Annotated in this window: 9 protein-coding genes; 3 read left to right on the top strand and 6 right to left on the bottom strand. The window is 39.6% G+C overall.

What is annotated here, in order from left to right:
• Window positions 1–121 precede the first annotated feature (121 nt).
• Window positions 122–2,281, top strand: coding sequence for a S9 family peptidase (locus BLQ18_RS00610; protein WP_090293613.1), 2,160 nt, complete (start codon window positions 122–124; stop codon window positions 2,279–2,281).
• An 18-nt stretch (window positions 2,282–2,299) separates the two neighbouring features.
• The gene (locus BLQ18_RS00605; RefSeq protein ID WP_090291647.1) at window positions 2,300–3,832 is read left to right on the top strand and encodes a peptide MFS transporter; all 1,533 of its coding nucleotides are present in this window, start codon (window positions 2,300–2,302) and stop codon (window positions 3,830–3,832) included.
• Here the strand turns inward: BLQ18_RS00605 and BLQ18_RS00600 are convergent.
• Genes BLQ18_RS00600 through surE form a run of 5 tightly spaced genes read right to left on the bottom strand, consistent with a single transcriptional unit; the run spans window position 3,829 to window position 8,628 of the window.
• A complete protein-coding gene (locus tag BLQ18_RS00600; RefSeq protein WP_090293612.1) occupies window positions 3,829–5,823 on the bottom strand; it encodes a ComEC/Rec2 family competence protein in 1,995 nt (664 codons plus the stop codon). The genes BLQ18_RS00605 and BLQ18_RS00600 overlap by 4 nt on opposite strands.
• A 19-nt stretch (window positions 5,824–5,842) precedes the next feature.
• Window positions 5,843–6,388, bottom strand: a complete 546-nt coding sequence (locus BLQ18_RS00595) for a C40 family peptidase (RefSeq protein ID WP_090291645.1) — start codon at window positions 6,386–6,388, stop codon at window positions 5,843–5,845.
• Between the two features lie 33 nt (window positions 6,389–6,421).
• Window positions 6,422–7,534, bottom strand: a complete 1,113-nt coding sequence (lpxB, locus tag BLQ18_RS00590; RefSeq protein WP_090291643.1) for a lipid-A-disaccharide synthase — start codon at window positions 7,532–7,534, stop codon at window positions 6,422–6,424.
• Between the two features lie 37 nt (window positions 7,535–7,571).
• Window positions 7,572–7,859, bottom strand: coding sequence for a hypothetical protein (locus tag BLQ18_RS00585; RefSeq protein WP_090291641.1), 288 nt, complete (start codon window positions 7,857–7,859; stop codon window positions 7,572–7,574).
• On the bottom strand, window positions 7,852–8,628 hold the full coding sequence (gene surE / locus BLQ18_RS00580) for a 5'/3'-nucleotidase SurE (RefSeq protein WP_090291639.1): 777 nt from the start codon (window positions 8,626–8,628) through the stop codon (window positions 7,852–7,854). The genes BLQ18_RS00585 and surE overlap by 8 nt, the downstream gene beginning before the upstream one ends.
• 197 nt (window positions 8,629–8,825) lie before the next feature.
• Here surE and BLQ18_RS00575 point away from each other — a divergent pair, with 197 nt between their 5' ends.
• Window positions 8,826–11,012, top strand: coding sequence for a carboxy terminal-processing peptidase (locus tag BLQ18_RS00575; RefSeq protein WP_090291636.1), 2,187 nt, complete (start codon window positions 8,826–8,828; stop codon window positions 11,010–11,012).
• Between the two features lie 63 nt (window positions 11,013–11,075).
• Here BLQ18_RS00575 and BLQ18_RS00570 read toward each other — a convergent pair whose 3' ends face one another.
• Entirely contained in the window at window positions 11,076–11,969 is an 894-nt protein-coding gene (locus BLQ18_RS00570) for a bestrophin family protein (RefSeq protein WP_090291634.1), read from the bottom strand.
• Window positions 11,970–12,072 lie beyond the last annotated feature (103 nt).

Genomic DNA, 12,072 nt, shown 5'->3' with positions numbered 1-12,072 from the left:
ACTATTTTGTGCAGTAGGAACCATACGCAGAGCTTGGTTTTAGTTGTTAATGCAACAACGAAAATTTATTTTTCGGATAAAAATCAGTAAACTTGGAAGTTTTAATTCCAATTTTTACTACATGAGAAAACAGCTTTTCCTAAGCGTTTGTTTACTAGGGTTTTTGACTTTTTCTGCAGCACAAAAGAAAGAAATAACCCTTGAAGAGATTTGGGGTGGCGAGTTCCGAACAGAATATATGGATGTACTCAGATCCATGAACAACGGTACCCAATATACCATTTTGAATTTTGACCGTTCGGCACATTCCAGTAGTTTGGATAAATACGATTACAAAACCCTACAAAAGGTTGAAACCATTGTGGCATCTTCTAATACAGTACCTTACTTTTCTTCCTATTCTTTTAGTGATGATGAGTCCAAAGTATTATTGGCAACAGAAGTAGAGCCAATTTTTCGTCGTTCAAGATTGGGCATTTATTATGTGTATGATATTGCTACTAAAGATTTGGTGAAAATTTCCGAAGAAAAGATTCAAGAACCAACCCTTTCCCCAGATGGTTCCAAGTTGGCCTATGTGAAAGATAATAATATGTATCTGTTGGACCTGACTTCTAAGTCAACAAAACAATTGACTACGGATGGAAGCAAGGGTACCATTATAAATGGTGTTACCGATTGGGTGTACGAAGAGGAATTCGGTTTTGTTCGTGCTTTTGAGTGGAACAGCGATGGAACCAAAATTGCTTTTTTACGTTTTGATGAAACCGATGTACCCCATTTTTCCATGGATGTTTATGGTAGCAACCTTTATCCTTTTCAACATGAGTTTAAATATCCCAAAGCAGGTGAAAACAACTCATTGGTTACTCTTCACATGTTGGATGTGGCTTCTGGCGCGGTTTCAGATGTTGACTTAGGAAGTCCATACTATATTCCAAGGATCAAATGGATGAACAATCCAAATGATTTGAGTGTGCAGACTTTGAACCGTCATCAAGACGATTTGAAATTGATTGCTGTAAGCGCAAAGGATAATTCCACTTCCTTATTGTTGGAAGAAACCGATGCAGCCTATGTCGATGTGGATGATGATCTTACTTTTTTGGCGGATGACAGCTTTATTTGGACAAGCGAAGCCAATGGTTATAATCACCTATATCTATATGATAGGAATGGGAAATTGAAAAATCAGATTACCGATGGTTCTTGGGAGGTGACCAGCTATTACGGTTACGATAAAAAGCATGACCGAATTTTTTATCAGTCAGTTGAAAATGGTTCTATCAACAGAGATGTGTACAGCATTTCCACCAAGGGAAAGAAAAAGAAAAGGCTAACGACAAAAGAGGGGACTAATTCCGCTTCGTTTAGTACTGATTTTACCTATTTCATCAATACCTTTTCCAGTTCAGAAACGCCTTATGAGTTTACGCTACATTCCGCATCTGACGGAAAATTGGTGAAGTCAATAAAGGATAATTCAGCTTTGGCGAGCAAATTGGCGGGGTATGAAGTCACTCCAAAAGAGTTTTCCACTATCAATATCAATGGCTACGATTTGAACATGTACATGATCAAACCCGCCGATTTTGATCCCAATAAAAAATATCCGCTGTTCATGTTCCAGTACAGTGGGCCAGGCTCGCAACAAGTAGCCAACCGCTGGATGGGTACTAACGATTACTGGCATCAGATGTTGGCCAGTCAAGGGTATATTGTGGCTTGTGTTGATGGGCGTGGAACGGGATTAAAAGGTCGTGATTTCAAGAAAATAACCCAAAAGGAATTGGGAAAATACGAAGTGGAAGACCAAATCGCTGCAGCCAAAAAATTGAGTGAACTTCCTTATATTGATGAAGAAAGAACTGGAATTTGGGGATGGAGTTATGGTGGATTCATGTCGACCAACTGTATTTTAAAAGGAAACGATGTGTTTGAAATGGCCATTGCAGTTGCCCCTGTGACGTCATGGCGTTTTTACGATACGGTTTATACAGAAAGATATATGCAGACCCCCCAGGAAAATCCATCAGGTTACGATGATAATTCCCCATTCAACTACCCTGAGTTGTTGAAAGGAAAGTATTTGTTGGTGCACGGTTCTGGAGATGATAACGTACATGTGCAGAATACCATGCGAATGATTGAGGCTTTGGTTCAGGCCAATAAGCAATTCGATTGGGCCATTTATCCCGATAAAAACCATGGAATTTCAGGTGGGAATACACGTTTGCATCTGTACACCAAGATGACCAACTTTATTAAAGAAAACCTATAAACCAATACCACAAAAGATATGTCAGAAGTTAAACCAGTTAGCGAAAAACAATTGTTCGGACATCCCCAGGGATTGTTCTACCTCTTTTTTGCGGAGTTATGGGAGCGTTTCAGTTTTTATGGAATGCGCGCCCTGCTTACGCTTTACATGGTCGATGTTATTTTTGAAGCCTTAATGGAGCGAGACTACGCTACCGCTGCGGTGTATTCTTCTTACGGATCTTTGGTATATGCCTCAACGGTGATTGGAGGTCGTATTTCTGATAGTATTTTAGGAATGCGAAATTCAATTTTCTTGGGAGGTATTTTAATGGCGATTGGGCATTTTGTGTTGGCCATCGAAAACAATGTAGCTTTCTTTTTGGCCCTTTCATTGATCATTGCTGGTAACGGATTCTTCAAGCCCAACATTTCCACTTTCGTAGGTTCATTATATGAGGAGGGAGACCCGAGAAAGGACTCTGGGTTTACCATTTTCTATATGGGAATTAATATTGGTGGCTGGGTAGCCCCTTTATTATGTGGATTTCTGGCCGCTAAATATGGCTGGCACTACGGATTTGGACTGGCAGGAATAGGAATGTTAACGGGACTTATCGTTTTCTGGAGCGGAATTAAAAAAGGCGTTTTTGGTGACAAAGGATTGCCACCTGAAAATGGAAATATTGATAAAAAAGTAGCTGGCATTAAGCAAGGAACTTTGGTGCCAATTTTGGCTTTTGTGTCCGTGCCTGTAATTGCATTTCTTTTGTCTTCTTATAAAGCATTGGGAGGTGAGGGAAGTTTCTTCGAGGACCAAAACATCGTGAATGTCATTTTTAAACTTATTGGAATTTCCATTTTGATTTATCTGGGTTTCATCATGTATAAATCCACGGCGGATGAACGCAAGAAATTGTTCGTTGCCGTTTTGATCACATTCTTCATGACCATTTTCTGGGGATTCCACGAACTTTCAGGGAGTGTGATTACGTTGTTTGCTGCTCGAAATGTTGATTTAGAGGGCATTATGTCTGCTTCCCAGACCAACTCCCTAAACTCCATGTGGATCATTATTCTTGCCATACCTATTTCATTGATGTGGCAATGGTTATCCAAAAAGAATTTGAATCCAAGAACACCCTACAAATTTGGAATGGGGCTGCTGTTTGCAGGAATCAGTTTTTATGTTTTGGCCATTAGCGGTACGAGTGCCAATGAAAATGGTTTTGTTCCTTTCACTTATTTATTGTTGATGTACTTTTTAATTTCGGTTGGTGAGCTTTTCATGTCACCAGTGGGATTGTCAAAAATTACAGATCTATCACCAAAACGCATTGTTGCCTTTATGATGGGGGTTTGGTTCCTATCATCTGCATTTGCATTTCAGGTTGTTGGGTTTATCGGAAAACAATTAGCTGTTGAAAGTACCAGTAGTGATGTAAGCGGTTTTGAAACTTTAGGAGTTTATACCGATGGATTCATGTTGATTGCAAAATATGCCCTTGGAGCAGGTTTGCTAGTGATTATAGCCTCACCATTGATTAAAAAATTAATGGGCAAGGTGCACTAGTCATCTGCAGAATCAAAAACATAAAATCCCTTTTCGCCTGTGTGGTGGAAAGGGATTTCTTTTTCCGAACAAGTTTGTTTCCAGCGTTTCACGTAACTTGGATAATTGCTCCCATCGGCCAATACCGTTTTAGGCTGAATGGAATCCAATAGACGTTCCAAATTCACTTTTGGGGATTGGGTGAGCAGGAGGTAATCGTATTCTTTTTCCAAAGGAAACAAACCTAGACTGTCGATTACATACAATTTTTTGGTTCCAATTTTATAGCTGTTTTGTATGGGTTTGATTGCTATGTTTTGAATTCGTTCCGCAACTGAAAAATCATAGGCTAAACTTCCCAAATTTGATGAGTCTTTTGCATAAACAAACAATTCAGATCCAGTTTGATGGAGTAGCACCGTATTTCTAGATCTATGGGCAAGGCTGAGTTTTTCTGTATTGTTGGTTTGGTAGGTAGACCAAATCAGCCAATTTTGGAATACTACCAAACCACCAAATAGAACCAAAAGTTTTCTTTTTGAGGTTTTGGAGAGAAAAATTACCAATGCAAATACAATGAAGTAACCCATTAGTAATTGAACAGAATCAAACGGAATGTTTTTAATGAGAAATCCCTCTTGGTTCGCCACCCAACCTATAATCGAATTCATTATTTCAATGATTTCATTAAAAAGTGTTACCAAAAAGGAGGGGAGCAAATCGAACAATGCCAATGCAATCACTAAAATTCCAAGTCCCAAAATCAAACCCAAAAAGGGAATCACCAATAAATTGGACACAAAAAACAATGCAGGAAACTGATGAAAATAAAACAAACTGATGGGTAATACGCCCAATTGTGCCGCAGCACTTACAGAGAGCAATTGCCAAACTTTCCGAACAAAAATGTTGTCTGGGAACCAAAATCGTTGCAGTTTGGGATAGATCCAAACTATGGCAATAACCGCCGCATAACTCATCTGGAATCCTACTTGAAATAAAAACAACGGCTTCATCAACAAAATGAACAGCATGGAAAGTGCTATGATGTTAAATGAGTTGGTAGGTCGGTTCAAGTGTATGGCATAGGCCAAAAAACTGAACATGGTCACCGCTCTAACTATGGATGGCGACAACCCCGCAACAAACGCGTAGCTCCAAAGCAGGGCAATCACTAAAATCATTTTTAAGGTTTTGCCTTTTGGTAATTGTTCCAAGGGAGAGCATAAAAATTGGAGAATGAGCAACAGAATCCCAACATGCAGTCCAGAAACAGCCAAAATATGTACAGCTCCCGCATTGATGTAATTGTTATAGGTGGTTTCTGAAATATCATCCCGTTTTCCTAGCAACAGGGCTTCAATTACCCCGAGTTCTTCCGTTCCAAAATCATAGGCTTTGAGTTTTGAAATAATATGCTCCCTAAAATTTGAGGCACGCCCCACCAATGTTTTAGATGCATCTTCAACAAGTAGAATTGCTTTTTCATCTGCCCGAATTTGATGGGATATTCCTTGCTTTTGGAGATATGCTTTATAATCAAATTGATTTGGGTTTAATGGAGACCGAATTGTTTCCACTTTACCTGTCACATAGAATTCGTCATCTACTCCAAAACCAACTGAAGATGAATCCTTACTTAAACTCAACAATAATCGACCAGCTGCTTTTTCATTTTCAACCGCTAAAACATCAACAAAATAGCGTTGGGAAAAGTCATTGGGTTTGAGGACTTCCCGAACTTTCAATTTCCAAGTGTGCTCCTTAGAGATATCATGATTTTGGTAGGATTTGTATGTGGCCAATCCCACTGAAAAAATACCCAAACAAGTCACAAGAAGTGCAGTTGAGATTTCAAAATAAGGAAATCCCTCCCTGGGCTGTTTTTTGCCTACGCCATATAAAATGGGAAGTAAAACAACCATAAAAATAAGAGATAGCAGCGGAGTTATCTCAACATAAAATCCTATAACAATGCCCAACATAAGCCATAGGGTAAGCTTAATGGACACAAAATTAAGTTGCTGCACCCTAAAGGATACGCATCGCTTTTACAAAGGCACTGTTCCAATAGCCTTCCCGCAACGATGATACTAAAACGCCTCTTGAGGTTGTGGCATGAATAAATTTGATATCGTCTCCGTCCACATCCACCACGAGTCCTACATGGTTGATGCGTTTTCCACTTTTAGAGGTCTGGAAATACAGGAGATCACCTTTTTGAACTTCTTTCACCCTAACTTTTTGACCCTCCATGGCCATTTGGTACGAAGTTCGAGGAAACATAATGTCGTTTTCCTTTAAGGAAACATAGACCAATCCAGAGCAGTCCATTCCCTTTTTGGTGGTGCCCCCGTATTTGTATCGGGTGCCTGAATACGACAAAGCTGATGAAATAACGGCATCGGCCGTTTCGTTGGTACGCCCCTCTTTTTTGGATTTTTTTTCTGGGGAAGTGTCGGTGGTCGACCCCTCAACCGTAACGGTTCGGGTCTTGCTGTAGGTGCGTCGTTTTTTGCCAGGCCCGCAGGCAGAAATGGCCAAAAACAACAGTAAGATTATGGTTTTTCGTAACATCCAAGAATAGATTTACATTCTTGGAAGCTAAAACTACACATTTTCTACAATTAATTGAGCTGCCAATTGACTGGCACCTTTTCCTCCCAATTTTTCTTTCAGCAGTTTATAGTCGGAAAGCATGCGTTCCCGTTCAGAGCCCGCAACAATTTTTGTGAGTTCGGATTTTAGGTTTTTAGTTGTTAATTCATTTTGAATCAATTCCTTAACTACTTCTCTGTCCATGATTAAATTCACTAAGGAAATATAATCCAAAGTGATAATTCGCTTGGCAATTTGGTAAGAAATCCAATTGCCTTTATAGCACACCACTTGAGGGATGCCAAAAAGGGCAGTTTCCAAAGTAGCCGTTCCACTGGTCACCAAAGCAGCATGGGAATGCTTTAAAAGGGTATAGGTTTTGTTGGAAACATACTCCACTTTATCCCCTTTTAAAAAGGGTGTGTAAAATTCATCTGGAAGACTGGGAGCACCTGCAATCACAAATTGATACTCGGGAAAATCCTTTTTCACCGAAAGCATTACCTCCAACATTTTTTGCACCTCTTGTTTTCTACTGCCTGGGAGTAGGACTATGATGGGCTTTTCATGATCTAATCCATATTCAGCTCTGAAAGATTCATTATCCTGAATGGGTGTGTTTTCTATCGCATCAATCAATGGATGTCCAACAAATTGAACAGGGTAACTATGTTTTTTCTCGTAAAAATCCTTTTCAAAGGGTAGAATCACATACATGTTGTCGATATCCCTTTTTATTTTTTTGATTCTACCTTCACGAGAGGCCCAGATTTGAGGGGAGATGTAGTAGTTGGTTTTAAATCCATTTTCCTTGGCCCATTTGGCAATGCGCAGATTGAAACCTGAAAAATCAATAAAGATTACCACATCGGGAGTGAACTTTTGAATGTCCTCTTTGCAATAGGAGATATTCTTGAAAATGGTTGGGATGTTCATGATCACTTCCAAAAAACCCATAAAGGCCATATCCTTATAATGCTTGGCCAATACACCACCTGCTTGCTCCATTAAATCCCCACCCCAACACCGAATTTCGGCCTGGGCATCCTCATTTTTGAGTGCCTTGATGAGGTTGGACCCGTGCAGGTCTCCTGAAGCTTCGCCAGCAATGATGTAGTATTTCATGAAAAATTCAAGTTCAAGATCAAGTTCAAAAAGGGGATCAGAATAAAACTTTATATAATAAGATTACTAAAGCAGTGACCAAAGTAGCGAGCATTACCCCTTTGGCTCGTTGGTCTCTTTTGATACGGAGGAAACCAAAAAAAGCGATGAGGTTTAAAATGGCTCCCAACGCCAATATGCTTCCAATATGTCCTTGTTGTACGGCCGCATTGAAGGTTTCAACAATTCCTAAATCCGAAAAAATGATGATATAAAGGAGCGTTCCAAAGGTGTTGGCAATGATTCCTACAATAAAACCGATGATCAATTCTTTTTTACTATTCATTCAAGTTCCAGTTGTTTATTTGTGGTATGGCATGATGGGCCGTTAGGTCAAATTGAGTGGGCACCACCGAAATATATCCTTGGGACAACGCCCATTCATCGGTATCCTCCCCTTTGTCCAATAATTCGAATTTACCTGTTAGCCAATAATAATCTTTCCCCGATGGACTGGTACGTTTGTCGAACTCTTCTTTCCAATTGCCACGGGCTTGTCGGCAAATTTTTATCCCTTTCGGTTCTTCTTCGGATTTGGGAATATTCACATTGAGCACAGTTCCTTTGGGAATCCCATGTGTCAATGCTTCAACAACAATTTTCTTTATTGATTTTAAGCTTGGCTCAAAATTGGCATTCCAAGAATAATCACAAAGTGAAAACCCAATGGCTGGAATTCCTTCGATTCCTGCCTCAATGGCAGCACTCATGGTACCTGAATAAATCACATTTATGGAAGAATTTGATCCGTGATTGATCCCACTGATGCAAATGTCAGGTATACGGTCCAAAATTTCGCGCAGCGCCAATTTTACACAATCAGCAGGAGTGCCACTGCAACTATATTCTTCGGGTGCTCCTTCTTTGTGGTCCACCACCACCTTTTTGGAAAACAAGGTGCTATCCACCGTAATGGCATGCCCCATGCCGCTTTGCGGGCTATCGGGTGCCACAACCACCACATCACCGATCTCTTTCATGGTGCGGATCAAGGCCCGTAATCCAGGGGCCGTAATGCCATCATCATTGGTAACAAGAATAAGCGGTTTGTCCATGAAAGATAATTTACGGCATAAAAATACGTTTTTCATGAGGATGAGACTCTTGGCGTTTAACAAAAAATAACATTGTGCCCTCTGGACTGGCACGGTTTTTTCTGTATCTTAGAGATTCATACAATTAAAAAGATGGAAGACGTTATGTAGATTTGACTGTATGAGGTCAGATTATTTCGCTCCAGAAAAATCAGATTATGAAAAAGAACTTTGTTTTAGCACTTTTGGGTGTCCTTGTAGCGGTCGCCTCGTGCAGTTTTACCAATAAGTCTTTTGAGAACGACGACAAGGATAAGCTCCTACTCGATTTGATCACTTATGTGTTGGAAAGAGGTCACTATGAACCAAAGGATTTGGACGATTCATTCAGCTCCAATGTCTTTGACGATTTTATCGATGTAATTGATCCGACCAAGCGTTATTTTCTTGAAAGCGATTTAAAGGATTTTGAAAAATATCGATTCATGTTGGATGATGAAATCCGTAATACGGACATCACATTTTTCAACGTGGTATACGATCGTTTAATGGTTCGTATGGATGAGGCCAAGGAAATCTATAAAGAAGTACTAGCCGAACCCTTCGATTATACCCTTGATGAAAACATCGATATCGATTATGGAGAGCAAGAATTTGCCTCCAGCAAAAAAGAATTGAAAGAGCGTTGGAGAAAGCAGTTGAAATACAACACTTTGGCAGGTTTTCAAACCAAGATTGAAAACAAATGGAGAGATGGCATTTCAGGGTCTGGTGGTGATGATCAAGCTTCTGCAGATGTTTCCATTCCAGAATTCAATGAAATTCCAACCTCTATCGACAAAGCCTTGACGGAAGAAGAGGCGAGAGAAAATACAATGTCCAATTTGGATGAATTCTTCGACTTTGTTGGGGATTTGGAACGTAAGGATTGGTTTGTACAGTATTTGAACACGATTGTGGAAGAGTTTGACCCACATACCTTCTATTTCGCTCCAGAGGAAAAGGAGAAGTTTGACATTGGAATGTCAGGTAAGTTTGAAGGAATTGGTGCCCGTCTGCAGAAAAAACCAGAAGGTGCTAAAATCGTAGAGATTATTTCAGGCGGTCCTGTTTGGAGAGATCAAACCTTAGAAGTTGGTGATGAGATTTTAAAAGTAGGTCAAGAAGGCGAAGAGCCTATCGATATTGTAGGAATGCGACTTGATGATGCCATCAAATTGATCAAAGGCCCAAAAGGTTCTATTGTTGACCTTACCGTTAGAAAAGTAGATGGTACCATTGAAACCATTTCAATTACTAGGGATGTCGTGGAGTTGGAAGAATCCTATGCCAAATCTGCTACGATTGATGCTGGTGATGATACTTATGGCTTGATCAACCTTCCAAAATTTTATATTGACTTTGACGATTATACTGAAAGAAACGCTGCAACTGATGTAGCCAAAGAAATTGAGCGCTTAAAAGAAGCGGGTGCCGAAGGTCTTATCTTGGATTTAAGAGATAACGGCGGTGGTTCCTTAAAAACAGTGGTTGAAATGGCTGGATTGTTCATTAAGGATGGTCCAATTGTTCAAGTGCGTTCTTCTGGACAGCGCAAAGAGGTTCATGAAGATAAAGACGAGCGAATCCAATGGGATGGTCCGTTGGTAATTTTAGTGAACGAGCTTTCTGCATCGGCTTCAGAGATTTTGGCAGCCGCAATGCAAGATTATAAAAGAGCCGTTATTATCGGAAGCAAACAAACTTTTGGTAAGGGAACCGTACAAAATGTGATTCCATTGGACAACATTGTTCGTGGAAATGAGCACGGTGATTTAGGGGCCATTAAATTGACAACTCAGAAATTTTACCGAATCAATGGAGGTTCTACCCAATTGGAAGGTGTAAAGAGTGATATCGTGGTTCCAGACCGTTATAGCTATATCGATTTGGGTGAGCGCGATCAGCAAAACCCATTGGGATGGGATAAAATTACTCCTGCCGATTACCAAGTTTGGGATGGATATATCGATTTTGAAACTGCGGTAAGCAATAGTAAAAAACGTTTGGAGAACAACCCTCAAATTGAATTGATCGAGGAAAGCGCCAAGTGGTTGAAAGAGCAACAAGATGATAATGTGATTTCGTTGAGCTATGACAATTATGTTAGTAAGCAAGAAGAAGCGAAAAAACGTTCCGAGAAGTTCAAAAGTTTAAGGGATTACGATTCCAAATTGTCTTTTGGTTCGTTGAAATATGAAACCGAATTGTTTACCCAAGATTCAGTTTTAAGAGAAAGAAGAGATAGATGGCACAAAGATCTAGCTCGCGACATTTATGTGGAAGAAGCTGTGAATGTGCTTAAAGACCTTCACCTGAACAACATTAAAAACCAAGAAGGAAAATTGGCCAGCGTTAAAGGCTAATCAAGATATAGTAAAAAAGAAAAGCCGACTCATTGAGTCGGCTTTTTTTATGCTGTTTTGTTACTACATAATATAAAAATCAATGGGCTCAATGGGTTTAGGAAGTTCAGTTTCGCCCAATAGTTGTCTAATATTTATATCAATGGTTCTTGCTATTGATGTCACTGGAGTATCCGTTGGAAGGTTTTCAAATGGATCTTGTAATCTAAATGCAGCCTTTTCCAGAAATAGAAACACCATGGATAAAATCAGCAGAACAAGTACCTCAATGACTATGTTAAGATTTAAAGGTTCTGTAAGTGAAAGAAAGATTACAAATAAATAAATGGCCAAATGCAATCCTTTACGGTAGGTGGTTGGAAAGACTGTATTTTTGATGCGTTCACACCTTCCCATTGAGGCTGTTAATCGTTCTAAGGTTTCTTCAAACTGTAACCTTGAAAAATTATCAAGCTTTCCCTCATCAAATAGGGTTTTTATGGAATCGGCCTGAAAATCCAATATGCCCAAAGGAACATTTTTTTGCGATTGTAAGAGTTCAAGCTCTGATTCAGAAATTAAACCATCTAAATTTTCGTATGGATTTTGCCCTCTCAAAGATTGTCCTAACGAATAGCACCATGCAATTTGCCGATATGCCATGGTTTTTATCATTGGGTTATCCGATTCGGTGTACATTTTTAACTGCAATACCAAGGTGCGAGAATCGTTCACGATGGCGCCCCAAATTTTTCGTGCTTCCCACCAACGGTCGTAAGATTGGTTTACTTTAAAGGAAACCAAAATGGAAATTGCGATACCTAGAGTGGTTGGAATCGTCACAGGAATTTCAGTGTAATGCCGTGAAAAAAAGATGACAGGAATGTCTGTAATCAGCACAATGGACAAAACCACCAATAACGAAACACTGATTTCTTTGAAGACATATTTTAAGGGAAGTACAGGTTTTATGATCATTAAAAAACGGACTTTAGTTCTGTTGTCTCAAGATAAACATATAATCTCAGGGAGTTTTATTTTTCTAGGAAGTATTTATTTGTAAAATTGAACCACCTAATCA

It is taken from the genome of Flagellimonas zhangzhouensis (assembly GCF_900102925.1).
In the GTDB taxonomy this organism is placed as follows: Bacteria; Bacteroidota; Bacteroidia; order Flavobacteriales; family Flavobacteriaceae; genus Flagellimonas; species Flagellimonas zhangzhouensis.
Note: the sequence above shows the minus strand (reverse complement) of the source record. Positions and strands in the feature narration are given on the sequence as shown.

Bases quoted from the DNA above. Each gene is read 5' to 3' on its own strand.
- BLQ18_RS00585 (WP_090291641.1), bottom strand. From the start codon at position 7,859: ATGAATAGTAAAAAAGAATTGATCATCGGTTTTATTGTAGGAATCATT.
- surE (WP_090291639.1), bottom strand. From the start codon at position 8,628: ATGGACAAACCGCTTATTCTTGTTACCAATGATGATGGCATTACGGCC.
- BLQ18_RS00570 (WP_090291634.1), bottom strand. From the start codon at position 11,969: ATGATCATAAAACCTGTACTTCCCTTAAAATATGTCTTCAAAGAAATC.
- BLQ18_RS00605 (WP_090291647.1), top strand. From the start codon at position 2,300: ATGTCAGAAGTTAAACCAGTTAGCGAAAAACAATTGTTCGGACATCCC.
- BLQ18_RS00575 (WP_090291636.1), top strand. From the start codon at position 8,826: ATGAAAAAGAACTTTGTTTTAGCACTTTTGGGTGTCCTTGTAGCGGTC.
- lpxB (WP_090291643.1), bottom strand. From the start codon at position 7,534: ATGAAATACTACATCATTGCTGGCGAAGCTTCAGGAGACCTGCACGGG.
- BLQ18_RS00595 (WP_090291645.1), bottom strand. From the start codon at position 6,388: ATGTTACGAAAAACCATAATCTTACTGTTGTTTTTGGCCATTTCTGCC.
- BLQ18_RS00610 (WP_090293613.1), top strand. From the start codon at position 122: ATGAGAAAACAGCTTTTCCTAAGCGTTTGTTTACTAGGGTTTTTGACT.